The sequence below is a fragment of the Dyadobacter jiangsuensis genome (assembly GCF_003014695.1).
Lineage (GTDB): Bacteria > Bacteroidota > Bacteroidia > Cytophagales > Spirosomataceae > Dyadobacter > Dyadobacter jiangsuensis.
Genome location: NZ_PYAS01000014.1, coordinates 174683 through 192989, shown reverse-complemented (window position 1 = coordinate 192989; position 18307 = coordinate 174683). Strand labels below are relative to the sequence as shown.

At 50.5% G+C, this 18307-nt stretch carries 22 protein-coding genes; 8 read left to right on the top strand and 14 right to left on the bottom strand.

Going from position 1 to position 18307, the window contains the following annotated elements; all coding sequences use genetic code 11:
- Window positions 1-14 precede the first annotated feature (14 nt).
- From CLV60_RS26000 to CLV60_RS25990, 3 genes are all read right to left on the bottom strand, one after another.
- On the bottom strand, window positions 15-2462 hold the full coding sequence (locus CLV60_RS26000; protein ID WP_106598319.1) for a T9SS type A sorting domain-containing protein: 2448 nt from the start codon (window positions 2460-2462) through the stop codon (window positions 15-17).
- Between the two features lie 149 nt (window positions 2463-2611).
- Entirely contained in the window at window positions 2612-3379 is a 768-nt protein-coding gene (locus tag CLV60_RS25995) for a TIGR03915 family putative DNA repair protein (protein ID WP_106598318.1), read from the bottom strand.
- Complete coding sequence (locus CLV60_RS25990; RefSeq protein ID WP_106598317.1) at window positions 3379-4635, bottom strand: putative DNA modification/repair radical SAM protein; 1257 nt, start codon at window positions 4633-4635, stop codon at window positions 3379-3381. Before CLV60_RS25990 ends, CLV60_RS25995 begins: the two co-directional genes overlap by 1 nt.
- A 134-nt stretch (window positions 4636-4769) precedes the next feature.
- Here CLV60_RS25990 and CLV60_RS25985 point away from each other — a divergent pair, with 134 nt between their 5' ends.
- The gene (locus tag CLV60_RS25985; RefSeq protein WP_106598316.1) at window positions 4770-5528 is read left to right on the top strand and encodes a thioredoxin family protein; all 759 of its coding nucleotides are present in this window, start codon (window positions 4770-4772) and stop codon (window positions 5526-5528) included.
- Here CLV60_RS25985 and CLV60_RS25980 read toward each other — a convergent pair whose 3' ends face one another.
- The 5 genes from CLV60_RS25980 to CLV60_RS35045 all read right to left on the bottom strand — a co-directional run bounded on the left by CLV60_RS25980 (window position 5529) and on the right by CLV60_RS35045 (window position 8035).
- Window positions 5529-6332 carry a GNAT family N-acetyltransferase gene (locus CLV60_RS25980; protein ID WP_106598315.1) on the bottom strand — a complete coding sequence of 268 codons (804 nt, stop codon included), beginning with the start codon at window positions 6330-6332 and terminating at the stop codon, window positions 5529-5531. It lies immediately after the preceding gene.
- 28 nt (window positions 6333-6360) lie between these two features.
- Complete coding sequence (locus tag CLV60_RS25975; protein ID WP_106598314.1) at window positions 6361-6900, bottom strand: hypothetical protein; 540 nt, start codon at window positions 6898-6900, stop codon at window positions 6361-6363.
- A complete protein-coding gene (locus tag CLV60_RS25970; RefSeq protein WP_106598313.1) occupies window positions 6897-7373 on the bottom strand; it encodes an RNA polymerase sigma factor in 477 nt (158 codons plus the stop codon). Before CLV60_RS25970 ends, CLV60_RS25975 begins: the two co-directional genes overlap by 4 nt.
- 72 nt (window positions 7374-7445) lie before the next feature.
- Window positions 7446-7685, bottom strand: a complete 240-nt coding sequence (locus CLV60_RS25965; RefSeq protein WP_106598312.1) for a DUF4926 domain-containing protein — start codon at window positions 7683-7685, stop codon at window positions 7446-7448.
- The gene (locus CLV60_RS35045) at window positions 7682-8035 is read right to left on the bottom strand and encodes a DUF6883 domain-containing protein (RefSeq protein ID WP_374755656.1); all 354 of its coding nucleotides are present in this window, start codon (window positions 8033-8035) and stop codon (window positions 7682-7684) included. Before CLV60_RS35045 ends, CLV60_RS25965 begins: the two co-directional genes overlap by 4 nt.
- A gap of 96 nt (window positions 8036-8131) precedes the next feature.
- On the opposite strand from CLV60_RS35045, the gene CLV60_RS25960 reads away from it, so the two are divergent.
- A complete protein-coding gene (locus CLV60_RS25960) occupies window positions 8132-8971 on the top strand; it encodes a sulfurtransferase (RefSeq protein WP_106598311.1) in 840 nt (279 codons plus the stop codon).
- Window positions 8972-9013: 42 nt separating this feature from the next.
- Here the strand turns inward: CLV60_RS25960 and CLV60_RS25955 are convergent, their stop codons facing one another.
- Window positions 9014-9892 (bottom strand): c-type cytochrome, encoded by an 879-nt coding sequence (locus CLV60_RS25955; protein WP_106598310.1) that lies wholly within the window; start codon window positions 9890-9892, stop codon window positions 9014-9016.
- Between the two features lie 175 nt (window positions 9893-10067).
- Between CLV60_RS25955 and CLV60_RS25950 the strand changes: the two genes are divergently transcribed.
- Together CLV60_RS25950 and CLV60_RS25945 are read left to right on the top strand one after the other, a co-directional pair.
- Entirely contained in the window at window positions 10068-11066 is a 999-nt protein-coding gene (locus tag CLV60_RS25950) for a helix-turn-helix transcriptional regulator (RefSeq protein ID WP_106598309.1), read from the top strand.
- A gap of 16 nt (window positions 11067-11082) precedes the next feature.
- Window positions 11083-11613, top strand: a complete 531-nt coding sequence (locus CLV60_RS25945; protein ID WP_229211136.1) for a YceI family protein — start codon at window positions 11083-11085, stop codon at window positions 11611-11613.
- Between the two features lie 64 nt (window positions 11614-11677).
- Here CLV60_RS25945 and CLV60_RS25940 read toward each other — a convergent pair whose 3' ends face one another.
- A complete protein-coding gene (locus tag CLV60_RS25940; protein ID WP_106598375.1) occupies window positions 11678-11878 on the bottom strand; it encodes a hypothetical protein in 201 nt (66 codons plus the stop codon).
- Window positions 11879-12022: 144 nt separating this feature from the next.
- On the opposite strand from CLV60_RS25940, the gene CLV60_RS25935 reads away from it, so the two are divergent.
- Window positions 12023-12721, top strand: a complete 699-nt coding sequence (locus tag CLV60_RS25935) for a class I SAM-dependent methyltransferase (RefSeq protein ID WP_106598307.1) — start codon at window positions 12023-12025, stop codon at window positions 12719-12721.
- Between the two features lie 193 nt (window positions 12722-12914).
- Window positions 12915-13172, top strand: coding sequence for a T9SS type A sorting domain-containing protein (locus CLV60_RS25930; protein WP_146151592.1), 258 nt, complete (start codon window positions 12915-12917; stop codon window positions 13170-13172).
- A gap of 31 nt (window positions 13173-13203) precedes the next feature.
- On the opposite strand, the gene CLV60_RS34775 is transcribed toward CLV60_RS25930, so the two are convergent.
- The 3 genes from CLV60_RS34775 to CLV60_RS25915 form a co-directional block, all read right to left on the bottom strand.
- Complete coding sequence (locus CLV60_RS34775) at window positions 13204-14073, bottom strand: tetratricopeptide repeat protein (protein WP_146151591.1); 870 nt, start codon at window positions 14071-14073, stop codon at window positions 13204-13206.
- 112 nt (window positions 14074-14185) lie between these two features.
- The gene (locus tag CLV60_RS25920) at window positions 14186-14419 is read right to left on the bottom strand and encodes a hypothetical protein (protein ID WP_229211135.1); all 234 of its coding nucleotides are present in this window, start codon (window positions 14417-14419) and stop codon (window positions 14186-14188) included.
- Window positions 14420-14497: 78 nt separating this feature from the next.
- Complete coding sequence (locus CLV60_RS25915; RefSeq protein WP_106598303.1) at window positions 14498-15127, bottom strand: pyridoxamine 5'-phosphate oxidase family protein; 630 nt, start codon at window positions 15125-15127, stop codon at window positions 14498-14500.
- 79 nt (window positions 15128-15206) lie between these two features.
- On the opposite strand from CLV60_RS25915, the gene pdxR reads away from it, so the two are divergent.
- Window positions 15207-16676 carry a MocR-like pyridoxine biosynthesis transcription factor PdxR gene (gene pdxR / locus CLV60_RS25910; RefSeq protein WP_106598302.1) on the top strand — a complete coding sequence of 490 codons (1470 nt, stop codon included), beginning with the start codon at window positions 15207-15209 and terminating at the stop codon, window positions 16674-16676.
- Entirely contained in the window at window positions 16673-17884 is a 1212-nt protein-coding gene (locus CLV60_RS25905; protein WP_106598301.1) for an MFS transporter, read from the top strand. Before pdxR ends, CLV60_RS25905 begins: the two co-directional genes overlap by 4 nt.
- On the opposite strand, the gene CLV60_RS25900 is transcribed toward CLV60_RS25905, so the two are convergent.
- Entirely contained in the window at window positions 17879-18247 is a 369-nt protein-coding gene (locus tag CLV60_RS25900; RefSeq protein ID WP_106598300.1) for a helix-turn-helix domain-containing protein, read from the bottom strand. The genes CLV60_RS25905 and CLV60_RS25900 overlap by 6 nt on opposite strands.
- Window positions 18248-18307: the final 60 nt, after the last annotated feature.

The window sequence follows — 18307 nt, the reverse complement described above, 5'->3', positions numbered from 1 at the left end:
ACCGCTTTAGGTATTTAACGCGTGAGTAAAATCTTTTTCGTCTCCACCGAATCCGGTTTCTTCACTTGGAGCAGGTAAATGCCTGCGGGGGCATCGCCGAGGCTGATGCGCTCTTCGTGCGAGCCCTTGCCTTTGACGCTCCGCGTATGCCAAACCTTACCTTGCACATCGGTCACACGGATGGTTGCCGCTTCGCCGGTTTTCAGGTGGAAGCTGGCCTTGAACTCCCCGGGAGCGGGGTTGGGGTAGGCTTGGAGCAATGGTACGTCGGTTGGTGCTGAAATAAACTCCGGTGCGGCCATTCGGGCATTGCCTGACCCATTTCCGACACAAATCTTGTCCTGGCGGACAGCTGCGCCCGGTAAGCCTTGAATGCGAATCACACTGTTACCGGCAGGTACCGCAATGTAGACCGTGGCTTCCCGCGATACAATATTCCAGCTGTTGGATGCACCTAACAGCACGGAGGAGAGCTGTACGGTGCCATTTACCGACACGCTTACCTGCGCATCCGATTCCGCGTAGTAACGAAGCGTCAACGGGTAGGTGCCGGCCGTGAAGTTATTGATCTGGTAATCTACATAATAATCATAATTGTTTTGAGCGCCGCGTGTTTGCCCGTTCGACGCGTTGGGATCGCTGGTGCCGGGTCCATTGCTGGCCATATGCTCGGCTTCCACGCAAGCAGAAGTTTCACCGCCGGGAGCCCCACAGTCGTTCACTGTGAACCAAACCGGAATGTGCCGGCTGGCGCATCCTTCCTTACCTGCCACGAGTGTGTAGTAATATGTCCCGTTGGCGGCCGGTACGGGCACATCGATCGTCTTTGTGTACCGGGCATAACCATCCGGCCCGTACCAGTTGTAGAACACCTGGCCGCAATCCGCCCCCGAACAATTGGACGAGAGGGTAATCTGTGAGCCGCATTGCGGGGTAAAAGTGGACAAGTGCGGCACTACCACGAAATCGCACGCAGGAGGTACGCCGGGCATTTGCTCGACACATATCTTATCATGGCGTACCGGGCTGTAACCGGGCAGGCCTTTCACTTCAATAAAATTCAGCCCTTTTTGTAATGCAAAAACAATAGTCTGCTCGGTCCAGACGATATTCCAGGAGTTCGACGCCGGGAGTTCTATTTTGTATGGAAAAATTTCGTTGTTGATAGTCACTTCAATGGCTGTATTGGTCTCGGCGTAGTATCGGAAAGTGACGGCGTGAGGGCCCTCGGCCTGGACATCGTGAACCTGATAGGAAACCGTATAGTCCTGCCGGTCCTGACCGCCCCGCGTCTTGCCTCCCGATGCATTCGGATCCATTGTAACGGGCCCGGTACCACCGGCATCCTCTGCTTCGAGGCACACTTTGAACGGCTCGCTGCCACAATCGGTGATGGTGAGCTTAAATTCGGTGACATTGTCGGGGCAGCCCGGCTTTGAGGTAGTTCGGGTGTAGGTGTATATGCCATTCTGGGACGGCGCATAAAAATTGACAGACGTTTTTGCGGGGCCCGAAACATCCAGGCCTGGTCCCGACCATTTGTAATTAAGGCCCAGGCAGCCCAGCCCGTTGCAATCTGCTATCGCCCACATACCTTGCCCGCAGCTGGGCGTATAATCGCTCACGGTCGTCCCCACGATGTAATCGCATTCGACAGGCGTGGTTTGTACACGTATTTGCATGGTCGCCGTTGTGTCGGCGCAGCCTGGTTTCGAAGCGGTTACCGAGTAGAAATAGTCTCCGTCGGTCATTGGGGCGGCTGTTGAAATAGTCTCGCCATTGAGCGCAATGCCATTGCCGCTCCATGCGAAAGAGGTGGCACTACAATCACTGCCAGTGCATTTGGCACTCAGGTTCATGGTTTGCCCTGGCGTATAAATCGGATAGGTCTCTACCGAATAAGGACGTATTTTATAGTCGCAAGACACGGGCTGACCTGTGTCGCCGGTCCTTACCAGGCAGATTCGATCCTGACGGGTAGGGCTGTGAAAGGGCAGCCCACCAATGCGAATTTTGCTGTAACCCTCGGGTAAAGTAACATCCAGAGTACGCTCTCCCCAGACAATATTCCAGGAGTTGGTAGCAGGCAAACCCACTACCGGGGCGGTCTCCGCACCATTAATGGACAGCCAGGTCCACGCATCGCCTTCCGCATAATACCGGATCGTGAGCGCGTACCTGCCGGCGGGCGCCCCAAACACCTCATAGTCGACATAATGGTTCCAATTATCCTGCGCACCCCGCGTTTTGCCGTTGGAAGCGTTGGGGTCTTCGGTAATCGGCCCGGTGCCGTCGGAATTTTCCGCTTCGATACACACACTGAACGGCCCGGCGTTTGCTGTCGGCTGTTTGTCGGGAGTATGGATGTTAGAAGGAACATTGTCATAACCGCCCGCAGGCGCTATGGCATAGGAGGCAATCGCTGAGAGCAGAATGCAAATGACAAACGTAAAGATTTTCATAGCATGTACGGAAATGTGGTTGAATGGACATTCCAACGGGGATCGTTGGAAAAGCTAATCCGAACTTGGATTGTCTACATTTTCCGAGACACGATCTGCTATGTTAACCGTGGCGACAAGTACAAAAAATTATTGATTATCAGCGAAATCTATCCCTGTTTCTCCGAAAGATACTTCCAATAGCGCCGCGGCACGTGCCTTACGTGCAGGCGCATGTTTTTGCGTGCCTGAATGTTGGTGCTTTTGAAGTAATCCTGCCATAGCAAAGTGTACAATTCTTCCTTCTCGTCCAGCAAATCAGCGGGAAGGGCGTTCACGATCGACATTTGCGGGGCTGTTTCGAGCTCGATCTCTTCCGTTTTTTCGAGATCGTAGTAGATCCCGTATTTTCTTTTCAAATCATAAATAATCCAGCGCTGGTCGGCATAGCGGTTCTGAAAATGCTCGGGCAGGAGGGGTAGTACATCGAAATCCGGCTCGATGTGCGCGTAGTAAATGCCGTCGCCCGTTTTCTGAAACCGTACAAACGCCTCCATCCGGTGCTTTTCGCGGTGGACTTTCTGCGCTGCCTGGGAGACGGCGAGCACATCGGCGTGAGCGAAGTTTTCAGACGCACCTGGCGGCTGGTCGATCACATATCGTGCAAAATTGAGTAGATGCTGGTAAACTTCCGGCTGTTCAGAAAGGAATGCCTTGTAAAACCGGAACTGCCATTCTTTTCCGAGTTTTTTACAAAGCCCTTTCCAAACCCGCTTGCCTTTTTCGCGATCGGAAATCACCCGATAGCCGGGATCAAAAACATCGGGAATGTGAGAAGCCTCGTTCACGAGCTTTACGACCTGCGATTTTCGCTCGTAGCACGCGAAAACGGCCGATAGCAATCCTTCCAGCGAACCGTCGAAAAGATAGAGCTCCATTAGAATAGCGACAATTGGTTAAGCGCATTCTTCTGGTATTTGCTCTTGCTTTCCGAAAGGATCAGCCCCTTGATGTGTCCCGCTTCATATTCTTTGAGCTGAACGGGGCTGTCGGCATACCGGATGAAATGCCGGGCCTTGCCGAATGCAATGCCGAGTTTTCGCAAGTGGCTCTGATACAAACGCCCGAATTTGCGCGCCTGGACGATTTTCAACGCTGAGCTCACGCCGATGCCCGGCACCCGCAGGATCATATAGTAATCGGCCGTGTTGATATCGACAGGGAACTGGTCGAGGTTGCGTAATGCCCAGCTTAGTTTCGGATCGACGTCCGCTTCGAGGTTGGGATGAACGTCGTTGAGGATTTCCCGGACATTAAAACCATAGAAACGCATCAGCCAATCGGCCTGATACAACCTGTTTTCCCGGATCAGAGGCGGTTGGGAGCCGATTACCGGCAGCCGCGCGTCGTTGCTGATCGGAATGTAGCCAGAGTAGTAAACCCGTTTCAGGGAAAAGTTCTGATAGAATGCATTGGCTGTATATAATATCTCCTTGTCCGATTCCGGTGTGGCGCCTACGACAATCTGTGTACTCTGTCCGGCCGGTACGAATTTCGGAACGCTTTTGATCAGCGCCTTTTCGCTTTCGAACTGCGTGATATTACTTTGAATGTATTTCAAAGGCTTTTTCACCTCCGCGTGTGACTTTTCGGGCGCTAGCAGTTTCAGCCCTGTTTCCGTGGGCATTTCCAGATTAATGCTCATGCGGTCCGCATACATGCCCGCTTCGTGCAGCAGTTCGTCGCTCGCACCGGGGATGGTTTTCAAATGGATATAGCCATTGAAACGCTCCTCCTGGCGGAGCTTTTTCACAATGCGAACCAGCCGTTCCATCGTATAATCGGCATCTTTGAAAATACCGGAGCTCAGGAACAGTCCTTCGATATAATTGCGCCGGTAGAAATTCATCGTCAGTTCTACGACCTCTTCCACGGTAAATGCCGCCCGCTTGATATCGTTGCTGCGCCGCGAGACACAGAATGCGCAATCGTAAATACAGTGGTTGGTAAGCAGTATTTTTAAAAGCGACACACAGCGGCCGTCTTCGGTGTACGTGTGACAGATTCCGCTTCCTTCCGCATCTCCAATTCCCTTGTTCTCATTTTTCCGGTTGCTGCCGCTCGATGAGCACGACACATCGTATTTCGCAGCATCAGCCAGAATCCCCAACTTCTCCCGGATCCGCTCGTACATACCAAAATTTGTAATTAGTTAAATCTGCCTAAAATATCTAAGGGCGATTACCAGTTATTACGAGGTCATGCCTGATGAATATTTGTGCATGAAAATATCAATAATATGATACTAATGCAATCTTTTGTGGGGGAATGTTTGTGAGCCGTTTACCTAAATTTACCATTTGTTTGCTGGCGGTAATCGGATCTGTCAGATTTTCAGCATTTTGCCAATCCGGGGAGCCTAAGGTAACCCGCTACAACGGCAAGGTCAGTCAGCAGTTTGTCATGAACCGCGATTCTCCCATTGTCGATCATGCGACCGGCAAGCGGATCAGCTACGAGACCTACGATAATATGCTCAGACGGAGTCCGGGACAATACAAAACGCAGCCGATATTCGACAAATACGGGAAGGCTTCATCCTTTGAAATCATTAAGAAGAGCCAGTTGTACGTGCAGCAGGACGGCTCGGTGATGAACAATCCCGACCTCATGCCGGAAGTGGGCGAGCCGATTGCCCCCTTCGTGATGCGAGGGCTGGATGGGCGGGAATATGATTCCGAAAAACTGCGGGGTAAGTACATTCTGCTTGGCTTCTGGGTCCGCTACGAAAAACCGCTCTACACGCTCGCTAGCACGAAGGTGATTTCCAATTTTGTGGATGAGAATAAAAGGAAAGGAATTGAGATAGTATCGCTTGGCACGACGCTTAATACGGAGGAGGAATGCCTGGAAGCGATTCCGAAACGGAACTGTGGTTTCATTCCCGTTCCGGAATCGTATGGTTTTAATCACCGCTATAAGATCAGCGAAACGCCCTATTTCATATTGGTTGATCGCAAAGGGATTGTGAGGGCGATGGCACCGCACACCGAATTCTCGAAAATCAGCGAGCTAGTCTTGCGCTGATCAGCCCAGCGCGCCGCTGATGCGGTTGTAAAGATGCTCGGGATGCCAGACTCTCTTTGGTCCGAGAATCATCCTGCGGGAGGTCTTACGCAAGTGGAAGTCATGCTCTTGCAGGAATTTCAACCCGGCTGTATTGCCCATCGGCAGGATCGCAAACGGCGTGGACGCAGCCCGCAATTGCATCAGTGCAAAACCGGCGGTATCGTTCTTTGCCACGATCGGCCCGTCGCTCCAAGACGGGAGATAGACGCCTTGCAGTACCTCATTGGAATCTACATATACAAAGGCGTCGGCCAGAAACCCGGCCATAACGCCGCGCCTGTCTTCACCGGACACCATGCGGTCGATCGCATAAGCTGCTTCACGAAAATCTTCCGTAAACGGGCGGATATGCGGAGAAGCTTTTAATTCCGACGCATTGTCTTCACGACGCAAATGCGCATACTGGCATTCAACTTCAAATCCTTGTTTCAAATACACCGGATACCCAAACTCGGTGGCATCGAGGTAAATCGTAGGGTAGCGATTCCGGTCGGCACTTCCGATCAGATGTCGGGTAATGGCGCTTCCGAGGCCTCTGTTGCGGTATTCACCGTGCGTGATGATACACGCCAACCAGACCGTATCGCCGTGAAAAATAGAGGTACCCACCGCAACGGGCCTGCCGTCTTCGACGATCTTGATCGGCTTGCAGCAATCCGATTTTAAAAAGAACTGGAACCGGGGGCGGATATCGCCCCAGCCCTCAGGTTCGAGGGCGGGGAGGAAAGCAATGTCGTCTTCTGTAAATTCCTGGCAAATCATGGCGTGGATCGTTAGTCCCGCTAAAATGTCAAAAATCTGCTTCTAACTGCCTGAAATGCGTAATTTTTCTTTGCCAACTGATCCAGGAATAGTAGAATAACAGAGCGAATGTGATCATTAATGCACTCAAAATGATGTATTTGCGCTGGGTGAAAGCCGTTTGATAAGTCAGGAAGAACAGGAGCGCGGTGGCATACACTACCGATGATGCCAGCGAAAGTACCGCCAGCCTTTTCAATGAAAGCGTTTGCTTTGCCAGCGCCTCCCGGATGTTTCCGCTGACCAGGGGATTCTGGATTTGAAGATAACCTAACGCATTGTTCACTATATAGAGAACAATGCTGATAATCAGTAGTATGTTAACTGTCAACGGCTTTTGAGCACCATCGAAGGCGTCATAAAACAGAAATAGGAGAGCGGTAAGGCCTGCTATTTCCGTCATCAACTTGATCCGCAATTTGCGCAGGGAAGGGTGGTTGCGGACGCGCGTCATCATCGCAAGTTCCTTTTCGGAAAGCGGTTCCCGGCCGGCGCTTTGCCAGTCTGATTTCAGTTCATCGATATTCATGGATTTTTTGAAATTGAGAGTGCTTTGAGTTTTTCTTTGATGCGATGGAGCTTTATGCCCACATAGTTTTCGGAAATGCCTGTCACAGAGGCGATTTCGGTGTAAGAGTAATCTTCGAGGTAGAGGGAAATCAGTGCTCGTTCCGATTCGCTCAACGTCCGAAATGCGCGGAAGAGCCATTCTTCCCGCTCGGAAATCGTGTCGGTTGTATCGGCGAGGTCGGGAGGATGTTCGGAGAGGGAAATGGACGGGCGCTGCTTTCGGTAGGACGCCATGGCGGTATTCAGCGCGATCCGGTAAATCCAGGTGGTAATCTTGGACTCGTTCCGGAATCCCGGGAAAGCACGCCACAGCTGGTACACAATTTCCTGAAAAAGGTCCTGCTGATCCTCCGGCGTATTGCGGTACATCCTGCTCACCTTAAAAATGATCCGCTGGTGCGCCCCGATCGTTTCTAGAAAAATTTTCTCCATAAAAAATCAAATCTTTCCCAATAGGTTGCTGGAATTGGGAAAAACTTACGCTCGTCAAGATTTTTTTATGGATCAGTGCGGATCTACTATAACAGGTAGCTGGCGAACATGTGCAATCTCGCCACGTGTGATCGCACGAATCTGAGAGGGGAGGAGCGTCTCAATAGCGACAGTTTCGCCATCGAGCGTGCAGAACTCGACTTCGAAGGCCGCATTTTCCCCGTGCGTCATTACGATAGTGCCGATATCGCCCTCTTGCAATTCCAGTTCGGGCAAATCTTGGGTTAGAACGATAATATCGAGTTCTTTCATTTTGATCTTACGGGAATTACAGTGATTAATCTCGGAATATTTTTGGGGTCATCTCTATCAAAGAACCAACCTATGCGCACCCGCGGGTTCCTCAAATCAGGTGTGTGCAATGTGCCTTCCGTTGTTATTCTGGTTCCAAATGGAGGTCGTTCTTCAATATGGATGATTAAACTCTCACAGGCAAGGGCTCGAAGCGATTCATGGAAGTCGCTGCTGTTCGCGAGTGAATAACCAAATTTACTAAAAAACATCGCTTTTGATTTGCCTTCACAATGTGCGGGGTTCAGCAGATAGTGTTCAATTTTGCTTCTTGATATAACTGCCTCCGAACAATTGGGTAATTTACTCATGATAATAGCGTGCGAAACAGTTCAACTTGACTATTTAGACGCTGCTTTTCGAGAAAAGTAACGTTATTTACCAAAGTTTTTTCAAAAGACCCGGACATGAATATCATTACAACAGACCAGCTTAAAACCATTCTGGAAAATGAAGACCCCATTGTGATCGACGCGCGGGGAGGGACCGATGCTCTGGAACGGTACAATCAGGCGCATCTCGAAAATGCGCAGTTTGTAGACCTCGAAACCGATTTGTCGGAAAAAACCGGAGACCCGTCGAACGGAGGCCGCCACCCGCTGCCCGAGCCGGACGATTTCGGGCGGTTTTTGGGGATTCTCGGCATTAACCCTTCTTCAACGGTAGTTGTATATGACGATAAAAAGGGCGCCAATGCGGCGGCGCGTTTCTGGTGGATGCTCAAAGCGGCCGGTCATGAGAAGGTGTTTGTGGTAAGCGGCGGGCTGGACGCTATCGTAGAGGCGGGTATTGATCTGACCCAAAAAACAGCCTCACTGCACGCTTTGGAAGAATATCCCATCAAAGGATGGCAGATGCCACTGGTGGATGCCGACGACGTGGCGCTTGCAGCCGCCGATCCCGAATCAATGGTGATTGACGTGCGTGAGCATTACCGCTACCTGGGCGAAAGCGAACCGATCGATCTCGTGGCTGGGCACATTCCGGGAGCTGTTAATATACCTTATACTTCCAATCTCGATGGAAAGGGCGATTTCATGTCGCCTGCGGACCTCGCCGCAAAATACAAGGAAGCATTTGCGGACAAGGATCCACGCAAGGTGATTGTGCATTGCGGGTCGGGCGTAACCGCGTGCCACACGCTGCTGGCGCTCGCGGAGGCGGGCTTGCACGGGGCGAGCCTGTATGTAGGTTCGTGGAGCGAATGGTCACGGACGGACAGACCCATCGCAACAGGGGAAGAATGATATCAGCACCGGGCCGGACTTCGAAAAGTCCGGCCCGGTCGTTTATTGGATAGAATGCAGGAAATCGTAGAGTGAGGAAAGTTCGCCACGGGTGTACTGCGCAGTCATTTTCCACGGCATATCTTCATTTTTGAGCACATGGCCTTCGGGTGTCTTTCCGGAGGTGAGCGTTGCGATAAACTGGGCTTTGGTCCATTTGCCTACGTGGCCTGCCCGGGTAATGTCGGGTACTGGCGGGAATCCGGGCGCGAGGGGTTCACCTCCCTTGAAATTCTCGCGGTGGCAACCTGAACACGATACGGCCAGGTATTTCCCTTGCGCTGCTCCTTCTGCGGAATCCGCCCGGGCGACCATCGGTTTGTTGTGGTCAATTTTTTCTACGGATAGGAGCGGCATTTTTCCGAGATAACTCATGACAACGGCTACCGGGCCGAGGTCGTTCGCAGGTAGGGTATTATCTACTTTGGGTATCTGGCTGCAATAGGCGATGAGTGCCGACATGTCCTGGCGGGAGAGCAATGTCGTTTCATGTGAAGGCATGAAAAGAAGCGGTTTGCCATCCTGGTGAACGCCGTGGCGCAGCGCGTTAAGCCAGTCGGAAACGTCGTAGTTGCCGGGCAAACCTCCCTTGCCTTTCGTGAGATTGCCGGCAACAAGTCGGCCGATGGCACCGTCGTCGTTCATGACCTTGCCTTCCAGCTTGTTTCCATGGCAATCCTGGCAACCTTTAATCGCGACTAAATGCTTTCCCCGGGCGACGGCAGCACTGTCGGTCGGGATTTCAATAATTTCTTTTTCAAATGCGTAGGCCTTGTTCATGCGGCTTTTCATGGAAACCGACATGTAGGTGTAAGTTGAAATTGCTGCGAGTACGAGTCCGGCCAGGAGAATACCTGTCCATTTTAAAATTTTTCTGATCATGGCGTTGAAGTTTTTGGCAAAAATGAGGAGGGTAATGCCGTATGGGCCTACGCAAAACGGATTAAAATCTACGACAAACGGATTTCGTCTATTAATTGGGCCGTTCACTCAGTAAGAGCGAGACAAGAGGCAGCGGCGGGTGTATTTTCGTGTTGTGTTCAAACCGTTCCATCCTATGGCTACACTCATTCATTCCGCCGACATCCTTGATTTTAATCCGGTACCTAATCCGCAATCGGTCGTTCCGGGAGCGCGCGTGGAAAATCCGGGGGAGGTATTTACCCGCTATCATCCGAAGGTGGGTGAGATGAAGTTCAGGAGCCTGCTGTTCCCGCATATGCATGTGATGAACCTGCATTGGACTTCACAAGAGGACGTGATTCTCTATGATAGCACGCCGGTCGATACGATCAATATCAATTTCCACATGGCGGGTAAGCTCGATACCACTTTCGAAGGGCTTTCGCGGGATCTGAATATGAGGCCGGGTAAGCATAACCTGGTGTTTTCACCAGAGGGTGGCGATACCAACCGGGTCTCGGCGAACGATTCCCTGGAAATGTTTCATCTCAGTCTCGACAAGACATTCTTCGCGGATATTATCGGGTGCGACGACCATTGGAGTGAGCGTGTTCAGAAGAACTTGCTTTATAACCAGCCGTTTTCGGGCATTGCCGGCACAGCAGACACTACTCCGCTTATGCAAAGTATTATCCGCGAAGTGAAGCAATGCAAGCAGACCGGGGCCATGCGCAATCTGATGATCCAATCGAAAGCGCTGGAATTACTGGCACTGCAGATCGAGCAGTTCCGCGGGCCACAGTACGCGGAAGGGATTTCAGCGGTCGACAAAGACAAGCTGTTTCAACTGAAATGTTTCCTGGATACGCATTTTCTGGAAGAATTTTCACTTGCGGAGTTGTCGAGGATCTGCCTGTTGAACGAGTTTAAAGTAAAAAAGGGTTTCAAAGAACTGTTCGGTACCACCGTTTTTGGTTACCTGCGTAACCTGCGAATGGACTATGCTGAGCGGTTGCTGCTCGATGCCTCACGGTCTGTGGAGGAAGTCTCGGATCTGCTGGGATATGAGCACGCACATCATTTTTCAATTGCATTTAAAAAATACCGCGGAGTGAATCCCTCCATGATCAAAAACAAACGCGTGCTGGCTTGATAGGCTTGAATTCACAATGAGAAAACATTTAACAGTGATCAGTTTATTGATAATGAGTGGATATGCATTCGCTATGGTTGCGGGTTGGCGCATTGCCGAGGGCTATCAGATCAGGTTCGATGGCAAATATGCGCATGGTTCTTTCGGGAAAATGGAGGGGGATATCCGCTTCGATCCTTTGAATCCCGACGATTCCCGCTTCGAAGTGTCTGTGGATGTTGCATCCATTGAAACGGGAATCGAGCTGAAAAACAAGCACGCGAAAAGCGATAAGTGGTTCGACGCCGAGAAATACCCGCGCATTCATTTTGTATCAAAATCCGTAAGTCGGGCGGATACCGGTTTCGTCGTCCGCGGAGAACTCGAATTGAAGGGTATCAAAAAGGAAATAGCAATTCCGTTTGCTTTTACGAGTACCGGGGATCGCCACCTGTTTTTTGGAAGATTTAAAGTCAACCGCGGTGATTTCGGAATCGGGAAAGTGAGCGGTAAAGAGTCGGACTCTACGGTCGTGGAAGTAACTGTTCCGGTCCTTTCGCTTGAATGAGCGCTTAATTACCCTTTAATGCTTCGAGTTGACGTAATAGTTCTTCCAACTCCCTTTCAGCAGCCTACAACGACCGCATTTCCGCGCTATCGGCTACATTTTGTGCCGGGTCGTCAAAATTCTTTGTTTCTTCCATCACTTCCGGATTTTCGCGGTTTTCAGCCGAGAAAGCAATGGTTTCTTCCAGGTTGGTTCGCTCAAAGTCTATCTGTTGTCGTTTGGCCAGGATTTTATCTTCGAGCTGTTGTCTTTCGTATGTAATCATCGCCATTATTGTTTTTAAATTTACCTAACAATAACTGGGCCAGGCATTTTACTCATTTAATAGGGGGTATTTTTGATCCGTGCATTACTTTGCTGGTCTTTGGTACGAACTTGGTATTTATCACTCAACAACTCACACAGAACTATGGATTATGTAAATGCTTCATCTGATTACCTGAGCGCCAATCCCAGCTGGCATATCGAAGACTCGCCGTGGAAGGCCACTCAGATCATCAAAATGCTAAAAAAGAATAACCTGCACCCCAAATTCATTGTGGAGATCGGATGTGGAGCAGGGGAAATTCTCAATCAAATCCATGACCGGTGGGAGGATAAGACTGTGAAACTTTACGGTTATGACATCTCTCCGGATGCGTACGAGTTTTGCAAGCCGCGGGAAAAAGATCGTTTGAAGTTCTTCAACGACGATTTGTTGCAGACCAACGAAAAATTCGATCTCTTGCTGATGATTGATGTTTTCGAACATGTCGAAAACTATTTCGATTTCATCCGGAAAAGCGCACGGCATGCGGAATACAAGATTTTCCACATCCCGCTTGACTTTTCAGCCCTGGCCGCATTTACGGGACATTTGATGAAATTGAGGCATTCCGTGGGTCATATTCACCATTTTACCCGCGAAATGGCCATCAATACGTTGAAAGACTGCGGCTTGGAAGTTGTCGACTGGTTTTACACCCTTTCGGAGCTTGAATTGAATTACGGCAAGCACAATTTCAACGGAAAAGTGGTCAACTCTTTTAGAAAGGTATTGTACACGGTCAATCCGGAGTTGGCGGTAAAAGCGGTCGGCGGTTTTTCACTGCTCGTTTTGGCCAAATAAGGAACTACACATCTGACTTTTACGCGTGCGCGGCCCGATTGTTTGGGCTGCGCTTTTTTATGCTTCCGTTTGGTCATTGCCTGCTTGCCGTTTGAACAACGTATTTGACACGGGCGGGTGGTATTTTCAAATTGCAGGAGATTATTCATCAGCACAGCGTCAAATGTGCCCGACACCCACTTGCATCCCGAACATGAAAAGAACAGACGATTTGAAGCGAGAGGTCACTATTTCACCCAACCCGGCCAGGGACGAAGTTCGGATCTCCGGAATGTCGAGGATGGAGGTTGCAACGATCGTCGCCTGGACGCGCTCCGGACAGGCGATCTCATTGAAGGAAAAGCAGAATGGCACGGTCGACGTGTCGCATTTAAAGCGCGGACTTTATTCCCTAGTCATCACCTGCTGGGATGGATCCATGATTTCAAAGAGAATTTCCATTCGCAAATAATGCTGGGTGATGGCCCGTATGTCCGTTCTAGCTACTTCATATTCAATGCTCTCTTCAAAAAGCCTCCCAGGAAACTCGCGGCGAAAGTAAGGATCATCGAGCCGTAGAGGCTGAAATTTTCCAGCTCCTGCCGGGCCTGGTCGTCGGGGCGGGAGGTAAAAAGAAAATAGCCGGCGGCCAGGAGAATGCATTGCATGATAGCCAGCAGCCAGCCTTTGTAAGGTTCGACAAAGCCGATGGAGATCGCAGCAAAAACGGCGACCAGGTACGGCAGATGAATGCTTTCCGCATTTTTGATGACATATACAAGCAATGCACTCGTCATAACGATCATCAGCATGTTAGCCGCCAGTCTTTTGTCGAAGAAGGGGGTTCGGGGGGCGGCGGATGCCTTGGGGCTTGACAACAACTTCTTTTTCAATTCGATTTCATGCGTCGCATCTTGCATCGCTTCCGTTTCGCGGCCTAGCTGCATCAATGTCTTTGACCGCCAATGATAAGCATCGGTACTGGTTTCTTCGGATAACGCGACGGCCCTGTTTAGCGCGGCAAGTGACTCGTCAGGCCGGTTTTGATCAAGATATAGCTTTCCTAGTTCGAGGTGGAGCAGGAAAACCTGGTCATCGTAGCTCAGGCCCGCCTGCATATCGGCGACCGCCGCGTCAAGCTTTTGAAGCTTTTTCTGACAGAGCCCCCGGTAGAGGTAGGCAATGCAAGACTTGGGTTTTTGTCTGATCTTCGAATCGAAATACGCAAAGGCCTCAATGGTTTGCGCGTTCTCATACAACTTTATGCCTTCGGAGAGTGCGGCAGCTTCTTTTTCACTGGGTGTGCGGAGGTCGGCGTAGTTGCGCAGGTAGTAGATATAGCCGAAAAAGGCGATAACGACGAGAAATTCCATATAATCTGCAAATTCAATCAGGCATTCATAAACGCCAAAATTCGGCACGGAAGTCCGCAAATCAAAAGGAATCAGATGTTTTGAAGTGGGAATTTTTGTGAATGGCCCGCTTTCAGACGAGGATTACCATGTTAGGCTCTCCGCCGCTTTCGGTGTGCAGCGCACAATACGTAAGCGCGATGCGTTTGCCCGTATTTTCAGCTAGTTCAAGCAATTTGAAAACCTTCTCTTCCCCCTCGATGCGTAAGGCCTGGTACAAAATGTTCCCGTAATTGAATTCGTGAGAACCCAGTCCGTTCTTTAATGCCGCCAGTTGATACCGGTCGAATATTTCCTTTCCTGACATGAAGTGCAACATTTGGGTGTGATATTGCAGGTGAATTTGCCCGAAAGATGCTCAAACCGGTATCAAAGTTGCATGCGGTTAACTTAAATGTTGAGGAAGTGGAATATTTTGGCTGGATTCATCGGCGACCGGCTTGCCCCGTAAAGTTTGCAGGGGAATGAGTCCGGACCAAATCGGCAGTTCCTGATCTTCCGGCTCGTCTTTCGGCATGCCGTCACGCATTTTGGCGGAGGCTTCGTCGAAAGAGAATGCCAGTGCTGTCGTTTTTCTCACCTCGCTGTCGGTCATCGCACGGAGGTAATCCCAGCTGTCGGGGACTATTTTGTTGGTAAGCCATTCAAATGCAGCCCGCTTTGTTTCGATATCTTCAATCTTTTCCGCTTTGGAAAAAATAATCACCGACCGGTAGTTGACCGAATGGCTGAATGCGGATTTCGCGACAACAAGTGAGTCTGTCAGCATGATTGAAATGCAAACCGGTATGCCCGTTTCGATCGTTCTGATGAAATGGCTGCCGACGGAGCCATGAATGTAAATTTTGTCTTCGTAGCGAACAAAAGCCGTCGGAATGGAGAACGGCTTGTTGTCCACAGCATAGCTAATAGTGCAAAACAGTGCCTCGTCGAGGATAGCGCAGATCGTTTCGTGCTCGTAATGTGTGCGTTTGGCAGCCCGGCTGGGTACAAGATAGGGTGGTGGTGTGCTCATTGGCGTTGTTTTTCTTCAAAATTATGGCTTAATTGGCCTATTGCTATCATCCAATATTTTAAATAGTAGTAGTCCAATTATGATGAATGTGCTGTCCACGCTGATCACCCCTGAAAAAGGAGGTAAGCAGCCGGTTTATCTTCAAATTGCTAATCAACTGATGGCGCTCATCAAGAACGGCACTTTGCAGTCCGGCTATCGGCTGCTGAGTACGAGGCAGCTGGCTTCTATTTTGAAGGTTCATCGAAGGACAGTTGTGCAGGCATATGACGAACTGCTGGCGCAGGGCTGGCTGGAAAGCCAGACCGGCAATGGTACATTTGTAGCCCGAAACCTACCCGATTTGCGGCCGCTTCCATTGCTGGTGGAAACAGCGACAGATAGAGACCCTCTCAAAAAAGCGGGTTTTCAGTTCCAAAAACCCCCTCACCTCGATCGCGCCGTGTTGAAAGCGGGCTCACGGCTCCACCTCGACGACGGGTTTCCGGATCCGAGGCTTGCGCCGCTGGAAGACTTGTCGCGGGCTTACCGAAGCCAGCTGCTGCACGGAAACCCCTATGCGCGACTCGGTTATGGTGAAACCGGAGGGACAACCTGGCTGAGGCAGGAGTTATCGGCCCATTTGAACGAGACGCGCGGGCTGAAAACTTCGCCGGCTAATATATTGATTGTGAGGGGAATGATCATGGGCATGTATCTCGCTGTTACAAGCCTGGTGAAGCCCGGAGATTGTGTCGTCACGGATTCGCCCGGGTGGTTCGGCGCGTCGATGAACTTTGTTCAGGCAGGCGCTAATATTTGTCATGTGCCTGTGGATGAGCATGGAATGGATATCGATGCCCTGGAAGACATCTGTTTGAAACAGCCCGTGAGAATGGTGTACGTTACTTCCCACCATCAGTATCCTACTACCGTCGCATTACGGCCCGATCGCCGGATCAAGCTCCTTAAACTTGCTGAAAAGTTTGGTTTTGTCATTTTTGAAGATGATTACGACTACGATTTCCATTATTTGAGCAAGCCGCTCTTGCCGCTTTTCGGGGCTGATCAGGCCGGGATGGTGCTTTACTGCGGGTCATTCACCAAAACCATTTCCCCGGCATTCCGCATCGGTTATCTCGTTGGCCCGGAAGATGTAATCGCGCACCTGTCCTCACTGCGGCGCATTATCGACCGGCAGGGGGATACCATGCTCGAAAATGCGATTGCCGAACTCCTTCAAACCGGCGTTATTCAGCGGCATTTGCGGAAATCGGTGCGGGTGTACAAGCAGCGCCGCGACTTGTTTTGCGAACTTTTGAAGCATGAGCTACCCGACCACATCAGCTTCGAAATCCCCGACGGCGGCATGGCCGTGTGGGCGCGTTTTGATCCGGATATCGACATTGCCAGGCTCGCGGAAAGAGCTGCACAGAGGGATTTGTATTTTGCCAATGGAAAAGTTGCTGGATATCCTGCACAATTCAGGAACTATATACGCCTCGGATTCGCTTCTTCTGATCCGGGAGAACTGGAAGAAAGCGTAAAGATTATGAAGAATTTGCTATGATCAGGAAAGTTATTGATGCTTACAGAGTATCGTTCATTGGGCTAAGCAGGGAAACCTGGTTGCTGAGCCTGGTTATTTTGGTGAATCGCTGCGGGTATATGGCTGTGCCTTTTATGAGTATGTATATTACCCAAAGCCTGCACCGGAGTATCGAAGACGCCGGGCTTATCATTACCCTGTTTGGCGTCGGTTCGGTCCTGGGCGCGATGGCCGGCGGGTACCTGACGGACAAGCTGGGCTTTCAGCCCGTGCAGATCGGTAGTCTGATATTGAGCGGTGTGTTTTTTACACTTTTCAGCTTCGTCACCGATTTCGGATTGCTTTGCGTTCTGATAGTTGTCCTCAGCTTTTTTGTGGAAGCATTTAAACCGGCCAACCAAACAGCCATTGCCGCTTATTCTACACCGGAAAACCTGATTCGATCCTATGCCCTCAACCGCCTCGCCACCAATATCGGTTTCGGGTTCGGTACGGGAGTGGGAGGGCTGCTGGCAGCCATTAATTATCACCTGTTGTTCTGGGTTGACGGTGTAGTATATGTGCTGGCCGGCTTGCTGATTGTGATGCTCCTGCCTAAAAGAAAGCACGTTACGAAAAACGACCTTCCCGCCGAGGCCGATGTAAGTACGGCTTCTCCCTGGAAGGATGCGTTTTTTGTACGGTTCCTCGTGATGGTTACCCTTTATATGCTGTGCTTTGTCGTGCTGTTCAGGCTGGTGCCGGTGTACTGGAAGGAAGAAATGGGTATTGGAGAATCCACCATCGGGATTATGCTGGGTATGAACGGGCTGATCATCGCTCTGTTCGAAATGGTGCTGGTACAGAATCTGGCCAATCGGAAACCCGATTACTTTTACATGGTTTCGGGCCCGATTTTCAGTGCAATGGCATTCCTGGCACTGATTGTGCCGCATGTTTTACCGGTAATCCTGGCTGTGGCGACGGTCGTGTTGTTTACAACGGGCGAAATGCTGGCATTCCCGTACCTGAGCACTTTCGTGATGAACCGCGCCAGTGATCTGAACAGGGGCAAATATTCGGCCGCCTATTCAGTGTCTCAGGCTGTTGCACAGATCATCGGCCCGGTTATTGGAGCCTATGTGGCCGGGCATTGGGGGTATAGCGCTCTGTGGATCTTACTGATCGTCACCAGCTGTACCTGTGCATTGGGTTTCCGGTCGTTGTTTCAGCGCAACCTGGCACTATGATACAGGTTCCTCGCCGGGTTCTTCGCCTTTCTGCGCTTGTTCCAATTGTTCTTTCAGGGTATTGATCCGGTCGGCTTCGAGTTCGAGGGCCTTCCGTTGAAGGTCGATCAGGTCGTCCTTCTTGATCATGATATACTGTTCGCGGGGCTCTTCGAACATCGGTACTTCGCCAACCAGCTGGGCCACCGTGGTATCGAACAGTTCGGCTATCATCCGAAGCTCGGCCAGCGAAGGATCATTCCTTCCATTTTCCCAGTTTGATATAACAGCCTTGCCTGATTTTTTCAAAGCCTTGGCCAGCTTGTGCTGGTTCCAACCCGCCAATTCGCGGCATTTTCTTATTCTTTCGCCAACAATTGACATTAGTTATAAGTTTAATATAAAATTACTTGACGTTTGTATAATAATTCTGTACTTTTGAAT

Bases quoted from the DNA above. Each gene is read 5' to 3' on its own strand.
- CLV60_RS25970 (WP_106598313.1), bottom strand. From the start codon at position 7,373: ATGGAGAAAATTTTTCTAGAAACGATCGGGGCGCACCAGCGGATCATT.
- CLV60_RS34775 (WP_146151591.1), bottom strand. From the start codon at position 14,073: ATGGAATTTCTCGTCGTTATCGCCTTTTTCGGCTATATCTACTACCTG.
- CLV60_RS25935 (WP_106598307.1), top strand. From the start codon at position 12,023: ATGGATTATGTAAATGCTTCATCTGATTACCTGAGCGCCAATCCCAGC.
- CLV60_RS25985 (WP_106598316.1), top strand. From the start codon at position 4,770: ATGTTTGTGAGCCGTTTACCTAAATTTACCATTTGTTTGCTGGCGGTA.
- CLV60_RS25900 (WP_106598300.1), bottom strand. From the start codon at position 18,247: ATGTCAATTGTTGGCGAAAGAATAAGAAAATGCCGCGAATTGGCGGGT.
- CLV60_RS35045 (WP_374755656.1), bottom strand. From the start codon at position 8,035: ATGAGTAAATTACCCAATTGTTCGGAGGCAGTTATATCAAGAAGCAAA.
- CLV60_RS25950 (WP_106598309.1), top strand. From the start codon at position 10,068: ATGGCTACACTCATTCATTCCGCCGACATCCTTGATTTTAATCCGGTA.
- CLV60_RS25975 (WP_106598314.1), bottom strand. From the start codon at position 6,900: ATGAATATCGATGAACTGAAATCAGACTGGCAAAGCGCCGGCCGGGAA.
- CLV60_RS25960 (WP_106598311.1), top strand. From the start codon at position 8,132: ATGAATATCATTACAACAGACCAGCTTAAAACCATTCTGGAAAATGAA.
- CLV60_RS25945 (WP_229211136.1), top strand. From the start codon at position 11,083: ATGAGAAAACATTTAACAGTGATCAGTTTATTGATAATGAGTGGATAT.
- CLV60_RS25930 (WP_146151592.1), top strand. From the start codon at position 12,915: ATGAAAAGAACAGACGATTTGAAGCGAGAGGTCACTATTTCACCCAAC.
- CLV60_RS25995 (WP_106598318.1), bottom strand. From the start codon at position 3,379: ATGGAGCTCTATCTTTTCGACGGTTCGCTGGAAGGATTGCTATCGGCC.
- CLV60_RS25940 (WP_106598375.1), bottom strand. From the start codon at position 11,878: ATGATTACATACGAAAGACAACAGCTCGAAGATAAAATCCTGGCCAAA.
- CLV60_RS25920 (WP_229211135.1), bottom strand. From the start codon at position 14,419: ATGTCAGGAAAGGAAATATTCGACCGGTATCAACTGGCGGCATTAAAG.
- CLV60_RS25905 (WP_106598301.1), top strand. From the start codon at position 16,673: ATGATCAGGAAAGTTATTGATGCTTACAGAGTATCGTTCATTGGGCTA.
- CLV60_RS25955 (WP_106598310.1), bottom strand. From the start codon at position 9,892: ATGATCAGAAAAATTTTAAAATGGACAGGTATTCTCCTGGCCGGACTC.
- CLV60_RS25990 (WP_106598317.1), bottom strand. From the start codon at position 4,635: ATGTACGAGCGGATCCGGGAGAAGTTGGGGATTCTGGCTGATGCTGCG.
- pdxR (WP_106598302.1), top strand. From the start codon at position 15,207: ATGATGAATGTGCTGTCCACGCTGATCACCCCTGAAAAAGGAGGTAAG.
- CLV60_RS25980 (WP_106598315.1), bottom strand. From the start codon at position 6,332: ATGATTTGCCAGGAATTTACAGAAGACGACATTGCTTTCCTCCCCGCC.
- CLV60_RS25915 (WP_106598303.1), bottom strand. From the start codon at position 15,127: ATGAGCACACCACCACCCTATCTTGTACCCAGCCGGGCTGCCAAACGC.
- CLV60_RS26000 (WP_106598319.1), bottom strand. From the start codon at position 2,462: ATGAAAATCTTTACGTTTGTCATTTGCATTCTGCTCTCAGCGATTGCC.
- CLV60_RS25965 (WP_106598312.1), bottom strand. From the start codon at position 7,685: ATGAAAGAACTCGATATTATCGTTCTAACCCAAGATTTGCCCGAACTG.